At 66.5% G+C, this 16,971-nt stretch carries 16 protein-coding genes and 1 pseudogene; 6 read left to right on the top strand and 11 right to left on the bottom strand.

The genetic code is table 11. The features are described 5' to 3' along the window. The 6 genes from DC31_RS15860 to DC31_RS15835 form a co-directional block, all read right to left on the bottom strand. Positions 1-923 (bottom strand): tetratricopeptide repeat protein (locus DC31_RS15860; protein WP_152545460.1); only part of this gene is annotated, 923 nt, incomplete at its 3' end. Between the two features lie 49 nt (positions 924-972). After that, positions 973-2,553, bottom strand: coding sequence for a S8/S53 family peptidase (locus DC31_RS15855; RefSeq protein WP_036281800.1), 1,581 nt, complete (start codon positions 2,551-2,553; stop codon positions 973-975). A 43-nt stretch (positions 2,554-2,596) separates the two neighbouring features. Further along, positions 2,597-3,043 (bottom strand): hypothetical protein, encoded by a 447-nt coding sequence (locus DC31_RS15850; protein ID WP_036281799.1) that lies wholly within the window; start codon positions 3,041-3,043, stop codon positions 2,597-2,599. Next, complete coding sequence (locus DC31_RS15845; RefSeq protein WP_152545459.1) at positions 3,030-3,698, bottom strand: RNA polymerase sigma factor; 669 nt, start codon at positions 3,696-3,698, stop codon at positions 3,030-3,032. Before DC31_RS15845 ends, DC31_RS15850 begins: the two co-directional genes overlap by 14 nt. Before the next feature lie 187 nt (positions 3,699-3,885). Next, positions 3,886-4,683, bottom strand: a complete 798-nt coding sequence (locus tag DC31_RS15840; protein WP_036281796.1) for an ABC transporter permease subunit — start codon at positions 4,681-4,683, stop codon at positions 3,886-3,888. Continuing rightward, positions 4,676-5,587, bottom strand: a complete 912-nt coding sequence (locus tag DC31_RS15835) for an ABC transporter ATP-binding protein (protein ID WP_036281794.1) — start codon at positions 5,585-5,587, stop codon at positions 4,676-4,678. Before DC31_RS15835 ends, DC31_RS15840 begins: the two co-directional genes overlap by 8 nt. 113 nt (positions 5,588-5,700) lie before the next feature. On the opposite strand from DC31_RS15835, the gene DC31_RS15830 reads away from it, so the two are divergent. From DC31_RS15830 to DC31_RS15810, 5 genes and pseudogenes are all read left to right on the top strand, one after another. After that, positions 5,701-6,825 carry a class I SAM-dependent methyltransferase gene (locus DC31_RS15830; protein ID WP_036281791.1) on the top strand — a complete coding sequence of 375 codons (1,125 nt, stop codon included), beginning with the start codon at positions 5,701-5,703 and terminating at the stop codon, positions 6,823-6,825. A 336-nt stretch (positions 6,826-7,161) separates the two neighbouring features. Continuing rightward, entirely contained in the window at positions 7,162-8,460 is a 1,299-nt protein-coding gene (locus DC31_RS15825) for a quaternary amine ABC transporter ATP-binding protein (protein ID WP_036281788.1), read from the top strand. Continuing rightward, positions 8,460-9,379, top strand: a pseudogene (locus DC31_RS15820) (ABC transporter permease). Before DC31_RS15825 ends, DC31_RS15820 begins: the two are co-directional and overlap by 1 nt. 50 nt (positions 9,380-9,429) lie before the next feature. After that, the gene (locus tag DC31_RS15815; RefSeq protein ID WP_036281786.1) at positions 9,430-10,341 is read left to right on the top strand and encodes a glycine betaine ABC transporter substrate-binding protein; all 912 of its coding nucleotides are present in this window, start codon (positions 9,430-9,432) and stop codon (positions 10,339-10,341) included. 201 nt (positions 10,342-10,542) lie between these two features. Further along, positions 10,543-11,991, top strand: coding sequence for a lipase maturation factor family protein (locus DC31_RS15810; protein WP_036281785.1), 1,449 nt, complete (start codon positions 10,543-10,545; stop codon positions 11,989-11,991). A gap of 32 nt (positions 11,992-12,023) precedes the next feature. Here DC31_RS15810 and DC31_RS15805 read toward each other — a convergent pair whose 3' ends face one another. From DC31_RS15805 to DC31_RS15795, 3 genes are all read right to left on the bottom strand, one after another. Then, positions 12,024-13,007: an NAD(P)/FAD-dependent oxidoreductase gene (locus tag DC31_RS15805; RefSeq protein ID WP_051607159.1), complete on the bottom strand. Its 984-nt coding sequence runs from the start codon at positions 13,005-13,007 to the stop codon at positions 12,024-12,026. Between the two features lie 248 nt (positions 13,008-13,255). Continuing rightward, on the bottom strand, positions 13,256-14,092 hold the full coding sequence (locus DC31_RS15800) for a hypothetical protein (RefSeq protein WP_036281782.1): 837 nt from the start codon (positions 14,090-14,092) through the stop codon (positions 13,256-13,258). Positions 14,093-14,229: 137 nt separating this feature from the next. Next, positions 14,230-15,435 carry a helix-turn-helix transcriptional regulator gene (locus DC31_RS15795; protein ID WP_442921915.1) on the bottom strand — a complete coding sequence of 402 codons (1,206 nt, stop codon included), beginning with the start codon at positions 15,433-15,435 and terminating at the stop codon, positions 14,230-14,232. A gap of 100 nt (positions 15,436-15,535) precedes the next feature. Between DC31_RS15795 and DC31_RS19760 the strand changes: the two genes are divergently transcribed. After that, positions 15,536-16,165: an SDR family oxidoreductase gene (locus DC31_RS19760; protein WP_235201563.1), complete on the top strand. Its 630-nt coding sequence runs from the start codon at positions 15,536-15,538 to the stop codon at positions 16,163-16,165. 177 nt (positions 16,166-16,342) lie between these two features. On the opposite strand, the gene DC31_RS19755 is transcribed toward DC31_RS19760, so the two are convergent. Both DC31_RS19755 and DC31_RS15785 read right to left on the bottom strand, forming a co-directional pair. Next, complete coding sequence (locus DC31_RS19755) at positions 16,343-16,510, bottom strand: hypothetical protein (RefSeq protein ID WP_235201562.1); 168 nt, start codon at positions 16,508-16,510, stop codon at positions 16,343-16,345. 88 nt (positions 16,511-16,598) lie between these two features. Then, positions 16,599-16,952 carry a TraR/DksA family transcriptional regulator gene (locus DC31_RS15785; RefSeq protein WP_036281883.1) on the bottom strand — a complete coding sequence of 118 codons (354 nt, stop codon included), beginning with the start codon at positions 16,950-16,952 and terminating at the stop codon, positions 16,599-16,601. Positions 16,953-16,971: the final 19 nt, after the last annotated feature.

The following is a 16,971-nucleotide window of genomic DNA, read 5'->3' as shown; positions in this document are numbered from 1 at the left end:
AACCCCGCCGTACGAAGCGCCGCGGCCGTGGCAGCGAACTCCGCAGGGCGTGGTGCCTTGCCGGTCGCGAGGCGCGCGTCGAGGCGGATGGCATCGCTGCGCGCTGCCCAACTCGCGCTGCCGAGGGCGCGGAACCGTCGTGCTGCCGTCCTTGCGACTGTTTCGGCACGGGCCGGATCATGCCGCAGCAGCGACCGGGCCAAGTGGAACTCTGACTCGCCGCGCGCTTGCCGCATGCGCGCGGCGCCGAACGTCACAGCCACACCTTCGAGCAGGTGTTCTGCTTCGTCGACCAGGCCGGCGTCGCGCAGCACCTCGGCACGATCCAGATCGCTCATCGCGGCACTCACGTCGGAGTCTGCGGCGATAACAGGCCGGGATTGCGCCATCAGATCGAGCGCCGCAATCAGGTCGCCGCGCAGGAGGGCGGTGTAGCCGAGGTTGTGGCGCGCTTCGGCTGCGGCCGCGTGTTCACCGGCCGTTTCGTAGATCTCGATCGCTAGTTCGAGGTCGGCGGTGCAGGCATCCAGAGTGCGGCGCTGCATGTGCACGAGCGAGCGGTTGAGTAGGCAGTTGGCTTTTGCCACCGACTCGAGTCCGTCGATTGCGCGGGTGAGCATCTCTTCCGCGTCATCCAGTCGGCCTGCGCGGGTGAACAGCACGCCGAGCTGGCCGGCGAGGATAGCCCGAGTCTCGGAGCTCACTCCGGCGCGGCCGAGCGCCTCCTGGCACAACTCTTCGGCCTTGGCAGGTTCCCCGGTCTGCGCGAGAAGATACGCCATCGTGCCGTCGATGCGTGCCCGCAGATCGGCATCCTCTACCCGTGCGGATGCGCGAGCGAGTAACTTGCGTGCGTCACCGTAGCGCTGCGCGTTGGTGGCGTCGCGCCCGCGCTCGTACAGCGTGAACGCGGAGGTATCCATCTGTTTAGGATGCCGGTTTCACGGTGCTGGCGGAAGGGCAGGGCGCCGCCTAGTCGAACGGCGCCTCCGGGGGCAGCGCTTTCAGCACAGCATCCACAGCCTTCTTCGCTGCGGAAGTCGGCGCGGCACCGCCCGACGGCACGGCGCTGGCGAGGACCGCGGCGATCCGCCCCGCGACATACGGCGCGGCAAACGAGGTGCCGCTCCACGCCGCGAAGCCGCCACGGTAGTCGTCGGGGTCGACCGTTTCGCGTGGCAGATTCCCGATGTCGTCGCGGGTCGCAGCCTGCGCCCCGCCCGTGAACGCGGGGGTCGTGGAGACCACCGCAGTTCCCGGCGCATAGCCGCACACCCACGGCCCGACATTCGAGAACAGTGCGACCGATCGACCCGAGGGATTCAACGCACCCACCGACACGAGCGGCACGGCGCCGTCTGGTGCGAGTCCGTTGTCGGCGCCCGGCCATGCCCACAGCGATGCCGGAAACGACGGCCGATCGATTGCGTCGTTCCCGGCCGAGCAAACGACGATGATTCCGAGCTCGCGCGCCGCGCGCAGCAGGTCGTAGAGGGTGAGCGAGAACAGACTGTCGGTCGGAGTCTCGTGGTAATACCCGAGCGACAGGTTGAGGACGTCGATCGGGCGGCCGCCGTCGATCCCGTGCACGAACCGACGTTGCAGCTCGATGACCGCGGCGAGAGCCTCAAGGAACGTGCTCTCGTCGACGACTCCCAGTGACCCTGCGACGCGGACGGCGAGGATGTCGGCATCCGGAGCGGTCTGGCGGATGATCCCGGCGATGAACGTGCCGTGACCTGCGACTGCGTCGATTTCGCCATCGAGCTGACCGTATAGATCCGGGTACAGTTCAGGGTCATCGTCGCCGGTGAGACCGATGGCGATGCCGTCGAGCTCGACCCTGTGCGTGACGATCGTATCTGGCAGCCACTCGTGAATGCCGCAACCGGTGTCGAGGATGGCAACGACCGCCCGGCGTCCCTTCCGTAGATTCGCTCCCCGCACCGGGCCAGCGCCGATCCACATGATGGGCTGGCGGCCGCCGCGTCCCGGTTCGAGATAGTCGTCGCTGCCGACGGCGCCTGCTCCACGCACCGGGTTGGTGCGGGTGAAGGGATTCGTACGCGTGAACGGGTTTGTACGGGTGAACGGGTTGAGGCCGACGGGGTCGATCGCCAGCACATGCTCAAGGCTTGCCCGCGGCATTGAGCTCTCGGTGAGACGCCGAGCGCGCTGCAATACCCGCCATGCGTCGGGAGCGACCGGCGAGACGCCCTCGCCGAGCTCCACAGGAGTCGTGAGGTGCGCACGGTGCAGCCCGGCGATGCCTGGCAGCATCTCGGAGGCGCGGCCGGTGCGAAGGAGGTCGTCGGCTTCGACATCCAACTGCCATCCGAACGAACGAGCGGAGTCCTTGAGGACCTTCACGTCGCGGTCGTATGCACCGTTCTCATCGTCGGGCTCCTCGGCGATCAGCATCCGACTCGGAAGATATGCGGTCGGGAACGCCGTGATACCCGGAATCGGATCGACGTTCGGATCTAGCGCCGTACCGCGAGGGATCGACCCTTCTGCACGGTCCTGCCAACTCCAGCCACGAGGATGATCCATCGCTCAACCTTCCCGGCGGATCACCCGCCGTGTTCGTCGGGTCTCACACCTCGAAGTGCGGCGTGAGCAGATCTTTGGTCTCACCGGCGGTGACGAGTTGTACTCGCGTGAGTCCTGGCGGGATGTCGTCGAATGCGAAGCGGCCCTGTCTTCCCGGTGGCACACTCCAGGAGCGCTCGCCCTGTATGAGCCGGATCTCGATGACATCGGCATCCACCCAGCCGTCGACGCGGCGGAGGTCGCGGGCCGTATGACTGACGTGCAGAAGTACGCTCGCCGTGCCGTCGCTGAACTGCAAGGTGGTCGTCTCGGCGTCGCTGCGCACAGCGTGTTCGGCGCCCTCGACGAGGGTCAGCAGTGCATACTCTCGCGAGAGGTCGGCGACCGCGACGGCCGCGACCATCCGGTCGGCGAGATCCCTCGGAACAGGGTCTGCGTCGTCGATGGCGGTGCGCAGTTGCGCGAAGAGCACGGCATCAGAATCGTTCATCGCTGCTCCCTTCGCGAGGTGTGGCGTGGTTGGGCGGTGTGCTTTGGTCGAGAGGTGCGTCGTGGAACCCTGATGTGGTCAGTGCGGTGCGGAGCTTCGCCAGGCACCGTTTTCGGGTCGGGCCGATGCTGCCGATCGGCATCTCCAGATCTGCGGCGATTGCCGCGTAGTCCGGTCGCTCGTCGAACGCGACGATGCGCAGCAGGCGCTGGCAGCGTTCGGCGAGGGTGCGGACGGCTGCCCATAGGCGGGCCGATTCATCGGATGCCGCAACCTGAGCTTCGGTCGACTCCTGCGGCGGCAGCATTGGTTCGAGGATCTCGTCTGCCGTGGCAGCCGCTCGTCGGTGGTTCTTGCTCACGCGCCAAGCCTCGCGTCGTGCGGTGACGGTGAGCCAGCCACTGATCGCGCGAGCGTCGATGATCGATTCGGCGCTCCGAACGAGCGAGAGCCAGGTGGACTGCACGACATCCTCTGCGTGCATGCGTTCGAGTCCATACGCGCGTACGACGTGCCACAGCACGGGTGTCATCAGACGCACCAGGCCGTCCATCGCGCGCGCGTCGCCAGCACGCCAGTCGGCGAACAGATCGGCGGCGCGTTCCCAACGTGGCGGATCATCGCTGACGGCGCCCTCAGGGGAGGCGTCGGTCATGGTGCCTATTGTGCTCACACTTACTAGGAGCGCGGCAAGGGGTCGCTGATACATTGCGCGGTTGCGCCGGCATCCGCCTCGCCCATCGGAAAACCGGGATCATCAATCGTCGGTTCGGCGTGTCGAGGCCGGACACGCCGGGCGGCACTGAGATCGTCCGGGTTTTCCAAGTTGGGGAGGGGTGTCGTCAGGCGAGGTCGCGCCCACGCAGCGCGAGAGCGGATGCCGCGGCACACGCCAGCGCGAAACCCCACACGAGTGCGAGACCGCCGAGATCCACCCCGCCCAGTAGCGGTGGCTGGTGGTAGACCCAGTTGTACGGAGAGAAGACGTTCAGCCACTCGATGTTCTTCGACTGCTTCGCGACCGCCTGGAAAACGTATCCGAGAACGGCGATCCCGGCACCAACGCCACTCGCCCAGGCTTTGCGGCCGGTGAGAGCCCCGGCGAGCAGAGCGGCAGAAGCGCTGAGGAAAGTGAGCCCGACGAGCGCGGCGCTTGCTCCGACGATGTGCACTGGGTCAATGCCGAGCCCCGCCGGGCCGTTCAATCCCCAGACGATCGCGCCGGCGAAGGCTCCGAGCCACAGCAGTCTCACGAGCACTGACAGCGCTGCCTCAGCGGCATACTGCATCCGTCCGATGCCGTGCGCGAGGTCGAGTTCGAGACGCCCGGACTCTTCGGCGCCGGCGATCGCGGCCGAGCCCCACAGGACCGAAGCGATCGTCAGCAGTAAGAAGCCGAGCAGTCCATAGAAAGTGCTCTGCGCGTACCCGGCGCCGGTGGAGATCTGGTCATAGCCGATAGTTTCGACCAGCTGTTTCGGCAGAGCGTCGATGATGTTCTGCAACTGTCCGTCGGCGCCGAAAGTCGGAAACAGCGGAAGGTAGAGCAGCAGCACGGCGGCCACACCGATCGACCAGCCGATCAGGCCCCTCCAGGACTCCTGGATGCTGCGCCGAAACACGGGCAGGATGCTAGGCATCTCCGCCTCCGGCTCCGTACAACTTGAGCACCGACTCCTCGAGATCCGGCTCCTCCACGGTGAGCTCGCTGACCTCGAACGGGGCGAGCGCCTTCACGAACGGGTCGATCGCACCATCCACGGTGCCGGTGATGCGCAATCCACCCGCTTCTTCCTGCAGTTCCACCCCGGCGAACCCCGAGAATCGTGCATGCGCAGCTGCGCCATCCGTCGTCGAGATCTTCGCGTTCACCCTGCGAACCGATCCGAGGCGCAACGAGGCGACGTCGCCCTCGGCCACGATGCGCCCGTCGCTCAAAACCGCGACCTCGTCGGCAATCTGCTGGATCTCGCTGAGTACGTGCGAGCTGAGCAGCACGGTTTGCCCGGCATTGCGAGCCTCGCGCAGCATCGCCAAGAACTCGCGTTGCACGAGCGGATCGAGACCGCTGGTCGGCTCGTCGAGAATGAGCAACTCCGGGCGGTGCATGAACGCCTGGATGAGCCCGAGCTTCTGCTTGTTACCCTTCGAGAGCGTACGGACGGGACGAGCGAGGTCGACGCCGAGACGGTCGGCGAGGTCGTGGATGGCGCCCGGTGCGACCGGCCCCGACACTTCGGCATAGAACGCGAGAAGGCGGTGTCCGCTCACGTGGCCCTCGAGGCGCAGCTCGCCTGGCACGTATCCGATCCGACGACGAAGGGCGGGCCCGCCCGTGTGCGGATCCTCGCCGAGCACCCTGGTCGTGCCAGACGTCGGTCGGATGATGTCGACCAGCGTGCGCAGCGCCGTGGTCTTTCCGGCGCCGTTGGGGCCGATGAGTCCGAACACTGTGCCGGGCGCGACGTGCAGATCGATGCCGCGCAAGGCGGTGTGGCGGCCGTAGTTCTTCTGCAGCTGGGTGATCTCGATCGCAGCGCTCATGGACACTGCCCTTCCCCGGTGTGATGCCGCCGTTGTACTGCACACTAGGCCTGAAGCGGGCTGAGCGGTAGGAGCCTTCGCGCGGAGCGCCGCGGGACGCGTAAGTTTGGCAGGTGCCTGACTTTTCGTACGACCGCCTGCGCCGCTCCCCCGATGTCGAAGCCGAGAACCTTTTCGCCTACGACGCGACAGATCGGATGCTGGTCGAGCACGCGCTCGCTTCGTCAGAACTCGTGGGCACGGAGGTCGCCGTGATAGGCGACGAGTACGGCGCGATCACCCTGGCGCTGACGGATGCGGGGCTCGAGGGCGTCCGGGTGCATCAGGACTCTGCGACCGGGCGAATCGCGCTGGCTCGCAATGCCGAGTCGCTGGGCCTCGCCGGATTCACCTCGCACGAGCTGGATCGGTCGCTGCTTGAGGGTGCCCGCCTCGTGCTGCTGCAGTTGCCGAAGGCGCTCTCCGAGCTGGAAGAGATCGCGGATGCCGTGGCCCGCTGGGCCGCTCCCGACGTCGTGCTGGTGGCCGGCGGACGGGTGAAGCACATGACGATCACGCAGAACGAGGTGCTCGGGCGGAGCTTCAGCGAAGTGCAGGCGCAGAGGGCCGAGCGGAAGTCGCGGCTGATCGTGGCATCCGGTGTGCGGCCGGTGCCGGACGAGCCGCCGTACCCGCAGCGCGCGACGCACGCCGAATTCGCCCTCACGCTCGCCTCGCACGGCGGAGCGTTCGCGGCGTCCCGCATCGACATCGGTACGCGCGTTTTGCTGGAGGTGCTCGCCGATTCCGTGGACGCCGACGCCACGCAACGAGTGATCGACCTCGGTTGCGGCACCGGCGCGCTTGCTGCGTTCTACGCCCTGAACCACCCCGATGCCCGCATCACCGCGACCGACCGCTCGGCTGCGGCCGTGGCATCCGCTCGCGAGACGATGATTGCCAACGGCGTCGCGGACCGCGTCACTGTCACCCACGACGATGCCGGTGCCGACTTGCCGGATGCGAGCGCCGATCTGATTCTGCTGAATCCGCCGTTTCACCTCGGGGCCAGCATTCACACGCGTGCGGCGACGCGACTGTTCGAGGCGGCCGCGCGCCTGCTCCGTCCCGGCGGCGAACTCCTCACGGTCTACAACTCTTCGCTTGAGTACAAGGCCGAGCTTTCCCGGCTGATCGGTCGCACCGAGCAGGTCCGCCGGACGGCGAAATTCACTGTCACCCGCAGTTTCAAGCGCTGATTCTGTCCGCGCCGCAGATTGTCTACATTAGACAGAACCCCCGTTCAGGCGACAAAAAGGGAGCGCTCAGCCGCGATGGGATTTGCCCCTGACCTGCACTTTTGTTACGTTGAAATGTAGACCTTTTGGTCTGTAGACCAGTCCGCGGCCACGTCCTTCTTTCGATGTGCTGTGCTGCGAAGAGGCGTGGGCGTACGGTCGATGTTCTTGCGGCGGATCCGAATCCGTCGTCAGTGCCGCCGGTGCAGCGATATCGAAATGGCCATGTGAGCATCACCCGGGCGTAACCGAAACCGGCTTCCGAAACCCGAAGAATCGGTAAGCCGCGGGGGAAACGTGACCGAAACCGCTCTTGAAGCGCGCCAACTTTTCAAAGTGTTCGGGCGAAACCCGAACCAGGCTGTTCGCCGCCTAAAGGCGGGCGAATCCCGCTCTGACATTCAGGATGCCGGAACCGCTGCCGTCATCGACGCGAGCTTCACCGTCAACCGCGGTGAGATCTTCGTGATCATGGGCCTGTCCGGATCTGGCAAGTCCACCATCATCCGCATGCTCAATGGCCTGCACGAGATCACCGACGGATCCGTCGTCATCAACGGCGACGAGATCGCTGGTGTCTCCGCGTCACGTCTGCGTGAAATCCGCCGCCAGAACGTGTCGATGGTGTTCCAGCACTTCGCACTGCTGCCGCACCGCACGGTCGCTGCAAACGTCGCCTACCCACTCGAGCTCAAGGGCGTCGCCAAGGCCGAACGGCTGGCGCGCGCCACCGAAGTGCTCGACATGGTCGGCCTGACCGGCTGGGGCGACAAGCTGCCCTCCGAACTGTCCGGTGGCATGCAGCAGCGCGTCGGCATCGCCCGCGCGCTCGCCGCTGACACCGACATCCTGCTCATGGACGAGGCGTTCAGCGCACTCGACCCGCTCATCCGTCGCGAGATGCAGGAGCAGCTGCTCGAACTGCAGCAGAAGCTGCAGAAGACCATCGTCTTCATCACGCACGACCTCAACGAAGCGATGTTCCTCGGCGACCGGATCGCCGTCATGCGCGACGGGCGCATCGTGCAGATCGGCACCCCAGAAGACATCCTCACTGACCCCGCCAACGACTACGTCGAGCAGTTCGTGCAGGACGTTGACCGGGCTCGTGTGCTCACGGCATCCAATGTCATGGAGCGCCCGCGGCCGGTCATCGCCGAGACTGCCGGTCCTCGCACGGCGCTTCGCCAGATGCGCGACGCTTACATGTCGGCGGCGTATGTCACCGATCGCGACCGCAAGTTGGTCGGCATGGTCACGGACCGCGACGCCATCAAGCTCGTCCGCAAGGGCGAGACGCAGCTGGCATCGATCATGAGGCCGGTGCCGCTGGCTGTTTCCGAAGACGAGATTCTGATGAACCTGTTCGTCCCTGCGGTCGAGTCGCCGCTGCCGCTCGCGGTCACAGACAGCGCCGGACGTCTGACCGGTGTCATCCCGCGCGTCACGCTGCTCGCAGCGCTCGGCCCCGGACCGAACTCGACCGAGGAGATCACCCTGCCGCACCTTCCCGTGCCGCAGGCCGAGATCGACGCAGTTCTTGATGCGGCGGCTCAGCCCGCCCAAGCATCCGCAACCGAAGGGGAGGTGCGCTGATGGATGGATTCCGTATTCCGCTTGGCCAGTGGGTCGCTACCGGCGTCGACTGGATCAAGGACAACCTCGAGGGCCTGCTCGACTTCATTTCGTTCGTCGTGAAGTTCCTCGTGAACGGTCTCACCGAGATCCTCACGGCCACCCCTCTCGCCGTCGTGATCATCATCGCGGCGCTCATCGCCTGGGCGGTGCGCTCGATCTGGCTGGCAGCAGGAACCGTCGTCTCGTTCCTGCTGATCCTCAGCATGGGCCTGTGGGTCGCGGCGATGCAGACGCTTTCGCTCGTGATCGTCGCCGCTCTTATCGCGGTCGTGATCGCGATTCCGCTGGGAATCTGGTCGGCGCGCAGCGACACCGTGCGCACGATCCTCAAGCCGGTGCTCGACTTCATGCAGACGATGCCGGCCTCGTTTACCTGATCCCCGCGATCGTGTTCTTCAGCATCGGTGTCGTACCGGGACTTGTCGCAACCGTGATTTTCGCGCTGCCTCCTGGGGTGCGGTTCACTGAGCTCGGCATCCGCGGTGTGGATTCTGAGACCGTCGAGGCCGGGTACGCGTTCGGCGCGACGCCGGGACAGATCTTGCGCGGCATCCAGCTTCCGCTCGCGATGCCGACCATCATGGCCGGAATCAACCAGGTGATCATGCTGGCCCTGTCGATGGCCGTCATCGCCGGGATGGCCGGCGCCGACGGTCTCGGAAAGCTGGTCGTCGAGGCCATCTCTACCGTGAACATCGGCAAGGGCGTCGAGGCCGGCCTTGGCGTCGTGCTGATCGCCGTCTTCCTCGACCGGGTCACCGCAGCGCTCGGAACGCCGGGCGATCAGCCGTCATCACTGCTCGGGATGCTGTCGCGTCGGCGCGCTTCGCAGCGCGAGCAGACGGCGGATGCCACGGCAGAACCCGTAGTCGCATAACCATCACTGAACTCATACGTAACGCAGCAGAACATACGAAAGGAAGCACCATGAAGAAGTACCGGCACATCACAGCCATCGCAGCAATCGGTGTCACAGCATCCCTCGCCCTCGCAGGATGCGCGACGGGCAACGACACCGCTGGCGGCGATGCAAGCGGCGGAGACAAGGGCACCATCACCCTCGGGTTCATCCCGTCGTGGTCGGACGGCCTCAGCATGGCGTACCTGGCTCAGGACCAGCTTGAGAAGCTTGGCTACACCGTCGAGCTGCAGACGCTCACCGAGGCGGGCCCGCTGTACACCGGCCTGGCCCAGGGTGACATCGACGTGTTCCCGTCGGCTTGGCCCGAGGTCACGCACGCCGAGTACATGAAGACCTACGGCGACGACCTCGAAGACCTCGGCGCTTACTACGAGAACGCCAAGCTCACGATCGCTGTGCCCAGCTACATGGATATCGACTCGATCGAAGACCTCAAGGGCCAGGCCGCGCGCTTTGACGGCAGGATCATCGGCATCGAGCCGGGTGCAGGCCTCACCGGCGTGACCCAGGACTCGATGATGCCGGAGTACGGCCTTGACGGTGAGTACACACTCGAGACCTCGTCGACCGCGGCGATGCTCACCGTCCTCGGTGAGGCAATCGACAACAAGGAAGACGTCGTCGTCACGCTGTGGCGTCCGTTCTGGGCCAACACTGCGTTTGACGTGAAGGACCTCGAAGACCCGCTCGGCGCGATGGGTGATGCGGAGACGCTGAACTTCATGTCGCACAAGGGCTTCGCAGAGGAGTTCCCCGACGCCGCAGAGCTGATGTCGAAGATCAAGCTCGACGATGACCAGTACGGCGCGCTCGAAGACCTCGTCGTCAACGAGTTCGGCGAGGGTCAGGAAGCTGAAGCCATCGACAAGTGGCTCGAGGAGAACGGCGACCAGTTCGACTGGGTCGTCAAGAAGTAATCACTTCTCACTCACTGAGCGCCGAAAGGGCGTCGCGGCTTCGGTCGCGACGCCCTTTCTCGTGCGGCCTGCCGGTGTTCGGGCGACTCTTCGGGCGACACTCGCGCCGACCCCCAGACTGTCGCGCATGCCGCGCCGCACTGATATCGGGCGTGCGCGCAACCCCCTCCCGCCTCGACGCGACGCGCGTAGCCTGGCCGCATGGACGGTTTCGCGGCTGTCGACTTCGGTTTCGCACGTGAGGTGCTCCAGCGGGGCATCGCGGCGCTGTATCTCGTCGCGTTCATATCGACTCTGAACCAGTTCCGGCCCCTTCTGGGCGAGCACGGGTTGCTTCCGGCGCCGGCGCTGCTGGACTGGGCCGCCACGTCGAAGTCACGAGGGCGCATGCTGCACCCGACCCTGTTCCGCCGCATCCGGTACACCAACCCACGACTGGCGGCGCTGTGCTGGGTCGGCATCGCTGTCGCGGCGCTGCTTGTCGCAGGCATCCCTCAACTCGCCCCGCCGTGGGTGCCGATGCTCTGTTTCCTCGCGCTGTGGTTCGGATACATGTCGATCTCCAGCATCGGTCAGACGTTCTACGGGTTCGGGTGGGAGATGCTGCTGCTGGAGGCGGGGTTCCTCGCCGCCTTCCTCGGCTCGCGCGATCAGCCGCCGCCGACGGTCGTGATCGTGCTGATGTGGTGGCTCGTGTTCCGGCTGGAGTTCGGTGCTGGCATGATCAAGATCCGCGGCGGACGGGAGTGGCGCGACCTCACCGCCCTCACGTACCACCACGAGACTCAGCCGATGCCTGGGCCACTCAGCCGCCAGGCGCATCTGCTGCCGCGGTGGTTCCACAAGGGTGAGGTGCTGGGCAATCACTTCGCGCAGCTGTTCGTGCCGTTCTTCCTGTTCGCTCCGCTACTGGGGCTCTGGATCGAGAGTCCGGTGCCCGCGCTGGTCGGCGCTGTGGCGGCAGCGATCGTGGTCGCTACCCAGGTCTGGCTCGTGATCACCGGCAACTTCGCGTGGCTGAACTGGGCGACGATCGTGCTGGCGTTCTCGGCCATCGGGGTGTCGTCGGGCGCGGCCGGTGAACGGGGGATCGAGCTCTACTGGATCGTCATAACCTCAGCCGTCGGCATCCTGTATCTCGTCGTCAGCTGGCCGGCACTTCGCAATCTGTTCGCCCACCGCCAGCTGATGAATGCGAGTTTCAACCGCTGGCAGCTGGCGAACGCCTATGGGGCGTTCGGCACCGTGACGAAGGAGCGGATGGAGATCGTCATAGAGGGCACTCTCGATGAGGATCCGGATGCTGCGGACTGGCGCGAATACGAGTTCAAGGGCAAGCCCGGCGACGTGCGCCGCGTGCCGCGGCAATACGCTCCGTACCACCTGCGTCTTGATTGGCTGATGTGGTTCCTGCCGCTCGGACGCTCGCTGGATGACTGGTTCACGCTGCTGCTGGCACGGCTGCTGCAGGCTGATCCGCCGACGCTGGCCCTGTTGCGCGTCGATCCGTTCGACGGCCACCGGCCACGGTGGGTGCGGGCGGTGTCGTACCGCTACCGCTTCGCGACCCGGGAACAGCGACGGGCGGAGGGTGTCGTGTGGGTGCGGGATCGGCGGCACGAGCTCGTAGGAGCCGTCGAGTTGCGCTGAGTGGGAGCCGGGTCAGGCCTTGCCCTGCAGGATCAGGTGCCAGTAGACCTGAGGGAACACCCAGCGGTCGATGATCCACGAACGGCGGCTCTCCCGGTAGGACGTGCGCCACAGCGTGGGGGTGAGTCGTCGCTCGTCGTCGAACTGGGCGAAGACGGCGTCGACCGTGAAACCGTGAAGGGGCAGACGCCGTAACCGTCGTAGTGCGCAGTCGGCTCGCGTCCGGAGAGGACGGAGAGCAGGTTGTCCGCAAGAATCTTGGTCTGCTTGCGCAGCGCGCCGCCGGATTTGGAGTTCGTCGTCGCGGCGGCATCACCCAGCGCCCAGACGTCAGGGTGCGTCGAAGATCGAAGGGTTCGTACGTCGACGTCGACGAATCCGCCTGGCTCGGACGCGAGGCCGCTCTCGCCGATCCACTTCGGTGCGGACTGCGGCGGTTCGACGAGCAGCACGTCGTAGGCGAGATGCTCCTCTGTCGTGTACATGGGCTTCTGCGCGGCTCCGGCGCACGAGGCGGGGCCGCTGGCCTGGACGAACACGACCGTTCCGCCGCGCACATCTCGCAGCAGCGCTGACGCTTTGACGGCGAGATCGAGTTCGTAGTTGGACGCGCCCTCCGGCGAACGCATCGCGTCGGTGAGCCCGGGGATCGTGTCCCAGTCGTGCACGATCCCCGGGCACACGATGACGTGCTCGTATGCGACGGTGGCACCGGATGCGAGTCGCACTTCGTGCGCGTCGGCATCCACGCTCGTCACGGAACCCTGGATCCAGTCGACGCCCTTCGGGATCACGTCTGCCTGCGCGCGCATCGTCTCGCTCGCTTTGGCTGTCCCCCCGGCGACATGCGAGAACAGGGGCTTGTAGTAGTGCGTGTCGTTGGGGTCGATCACGGCGATGTCGGAGATGCCCGCATGCCTGAGTCTGCCTGCGACCGAGAGTCCCGCGTTGCCGCCGCCGATGACGACGATGCGATGTCTGCTGGATGCGTCTGCTGCCGCGTGTGGAGTGCTCACCCGGCCGACGGTAGGCGTCGTGACACTCGCCGAACACGGGGTTGACAGTCGCGCGAGCAAAGGTTGGTGTGCATTCGGGGATGGGGCGGGTCAGGCATCCCGCGTCGAGGCCCCCTTTGCGCGTCGAGGTCTCCTTTCCGCGCCCATGCCCCCTTTCCGTGTCGACGCCCCCGTGACGTGCGCACATGCGAGGGGGCGCCGACGATGGGAGGGGGCGTCGATGAAGGTCGGCGATGCCGCCGCGGGCGCTACGGCGCGTCGTGCTTCGGCTGGCGGAGTGGCTCCGGCTGCGGTGCCTGTGCGCGCTGCGATTCGGCTGCGCGCTCGGCCTCGGGCGCGCGCTCGGGGGCCGGAGCCTGAGTCGAACCCGACGTGATCTCTCGCGCCACCTGCTTCTCAAGCACCGTTACGGCGTCGTCCGAGAGCAGGATCAGCCCCTCGAGCTCCTCCCGCACGCGCTTGTAGGCGACGTTGCGCTCGGCCTGCGTCGCCGACTCGTCGATCGCGACCTTGAGCAGCTTCTGCGCGCGGTCGAGGCGCTTGCGCTCGGCCTCGCTGAAGCTCGAATCCCGCAGACGCCTGGCATCCCGCTCGGCGATCTCGAATGCGACGGCGTAGTTGCCGACGGCATCCAGATATTCCGAGACGCGCTGCTCGCTGATCTTGGCATCCGCGGATGCCGGACGCAGCGCATCCGCCGTCTTCTTCGCCCGCAGGAACGCGGCGGTCAGCGGCTGGCGGCCGTCGCTCATGGCGGGGAACGCGATGAGTTTGGCGACGTCGAGCTCGTAGTCGAGCCAGCGGGCGGTGATCTCATCGTGTTCGGTCAAGAGTCTCTCGAGCAGCTGGTTCGACGACACCTGGGCGTCGGATGCGATCTCACGGGGCTTCTTCGAAGGCGCGACCTGGCCGCGTGCAGCGAGTTGGGCAGCCTTCAGCTCGCCCTTCAGGCGCAGCGTCTCGAGGCGTCGCTCGTGCCGGCGCTTCGCGCCCTGCTCCCACGCCTTCGCGGCCCCGCCGGCCATCCCCATGATCGGGAAGATGAGCCACCAGAAGTTGCCCGCCCAGTCCCAGAACTCTTGCATGATGCCAACAGCCTACTGCGATGGCTCGCTGCATACGCCTCTCCGCTGGTGCGGATGCCCGGGGGATCTCAACGTCCTCGACATGGGTCATGACCCACCAGATGTTGCCGAACGGATCGCGACGGGGATCGGTGATCTCATCGTGGCTGCTCGACCTCACGGCGGCCGCGTTGCATGAGAACCCCAAGCTCGACGGTCTGGCTGGTCGCGTCTCGGATTCCGGTGAGGGGCGGTGGACGGTGAAGGCCGCGGTCGACGTCGGCGTTCCGGTTCCGGTGCTCGCGGCCGGCGACGTGCTGGAGGCCGGAGCCCGCAAGGCCGACGCCGGCTGACCCGTCCCTCCCCGATGCCCGAGGGCTGGCCGCGGTACGGATGTCGGGAGAACGTACGGATGTCGGGCGAAAACAGTGGTTTCGGCCCGACATCCGTTCAATCGCCCGACATCTGTACCGGCACGGCGTCGAGCAGACCCGCGCCGCCTCACCCTTTCGCGCCCGCGCGTCTGCCGTGAACCGCTGCGCCCCGAGCACGCTCAGCAGCCGGATCTTCTCCTCATCCTCGCTCCGCGGTGCCGCGGTCAGGACGAGCAGCGCCTGACCGCGGTCTTCGGTGAAGAGCACCTGGCAGTCCACTTCGATCGGCCCGACTTCCGGATGGATCAGTGTCTTGTGGTCGGCGAAGCGCTGGGCGACCTCCTGCTTGTCCCACAGGTCGCGGAACTCCGCGCTGCGACGAGTCAGCTCGGCCACCAGCATCGCGGCCTGCGACTGCGCACCCATCGCGCCGTATGCCGCACGAAGCCCGGCGACCTGCGCCCGGCTGTTGCGGGCATGATCGTCCTGGGGATAGTGCGCGCGCGCCTGTTCGGGCTGCACGAACCAGCGGTACGGCTCGTAGCGTTCGAACCCTGCCGCGCCGACGTTGTCTCCGAGCAGGGAGGCGGCGAGGGCGTTCTGCACGAGCGTCTCGCCGAGGTTCGAGATGATCAGCGCCGGGGTGTCCTGCAGTCGATCGAACACGCGCTGCAGCGGTGGAGCGACGTGGTCGGACGGAGTGATCCGATCCGGCACGGCGTGACCCGCGGCGCGATACAGATAGTCGCGCTCGTCGGCCGTGAGGCGGAGCGCGCGAGCGAGTGAACTGAGTATCTGTGCGCTCGGCTGCGGCCCGCGCTGCTGCTCGAGCCTGGTGTAATAATCCGTCGACATGAGGGCGAGCTGCGCGACTTCCTCGCGACGCAGCCCCGGTGCGCGCCGGCGCACTCCGACCGACAGCCCGACGTCGCCGGGCTGCAGCTGTTCCCGACGACCGCGGAGGAACTCGGCGAGGGCTTCACGATCCATGCATCCATCATGCGCGTGTGGCGCTCAGGTATCCAGGGATCGCCAGTCCCCCGACAACCGCTCTCTGCCGCGCACCGTGCACCCGCTCGACACTCGAAGCATGCGAATCAACGGAACCACCATCTTCATCCCCGGAGCGACCAGCGGCATCGGCCTTGCTCTCGCCATCCGACTCCACGACGCCGGCAACCGGGTCATCATCGGCGGTCGCCGCACCGAGTTGCTCGCGGACATCGCGGCGCAGCATCCAGGAATCGACACGATCCGGATCGACACGACGGATGCCGCATCCATCACGACCGCGGCGAACGAGGTCATCGCACGCCATCCCGACCTCAACGTGCTCGTGCCGATGGCGGGCATCATGCGCGCGGAGGACTGGACCACCCCCGGCAGCTTCCTGGAGGATGCCGAAGCCACGCTCGCGACGAACCTGCTCGGCCCGATCCGACTGATCTCGGCGTTCATCGAACACCTGCTCGCGCAACCGGATGCCACGATCATGACGGTGTCGTCAGGTTTGGCATTCGCGCCGCTTCGCCCCACACCCACCTACAACGCGACGAGGCCGCGATCCATCAGCTCAGCGAGACGCTGCGGTTGCAGTTCGAAGGCACGAGCGTGGGGATCGTCGAGCTCGTGCCGCCGTCGGTGCAGAGCGACATCATCCCCGGACACCGCGATGACCCGACAGCGATGCCCCTCGATGAGTACATCGACGAGACGATGACGATCCTCGAGACGCAGCCGGATGTCACCGAAGTGCAGGTCGAGCGGGTGAAGTTCCTGCGGTACGGCGAGGTGCGGGGTGATCAGGCGCAGGTCATCGCGGCGCTGAACGCTTCGCCATGCAGGCCGCGGGCTGACCTCACCCGCTCAGCCACGAACCGATGCTCGTGCAGGGCACTCAGGAGTCGGCATCCGCCTCGTCTGAGTCGTCGACTTCCTCGGAAACCTGCGCCGGAGGCATGTCGTCGAGATAGGCACGGTCGTCGTTCGGATCGCCGGTGCCCTTGTCGAGTCCGGTCTCGATGGGGTCGTCCATGCGGGGTTCGCCGGTGTTCGGATCGCTCATGGGAGGCTCCTGTTCGTGAGTGTGTTCGCCCAGCGTCGTCCGACTGTCCTTCGGTCGCCAGAGGGTTGACAACCCGACCGTTAGCGCGTCAGCGACCCAGCTTCTCCGCACACGGCACGCAGAGCGTGGCGAACGGCCTGACGCGCAGTCGCGCGATCGGGATGCTGCGCCCGCAGTTCGCGCAGATTCCGTAGTCGCGGGCATCCATTCGGGCCAGCGCGTCGTCGACCTGCTGCAGTTCGTCGCGAGCGCCGTCGAGCAATCCGCTCAGCCTCGACCACTCGGCAGACAGCGGCACTCCCTCCGGGTCGTGCTCGTCGTCATCGCTCTGGCTGCTGCGGTCGCGGGTGAGTTCGGTGAGCGTGGCTGAGATCGACTCCGTGCGAGCAGCCGCCTCGCGGCGCAGCACCTCGAGCAGGGTGCGCAGCTCTTCGTTGCTCATGCCCATACCTTAGGCCCGC

The sequence above is a fragment of the Microbacterium sp. CH12i genome, from assembly GCF_000685355.1.
In the GTDB taxonomy this organism is placed as follows: domain Bacteria; phylum Actinomycetota; class Actinomycetes; order Actinomycetales; family Microbacteriaceae; genus Microbacterium.
The sequence above is the reverse complement of the archived record's forward strand: the minus strand, read 5'-3'. Positions and strand labels throughout refer to the sequence as shown.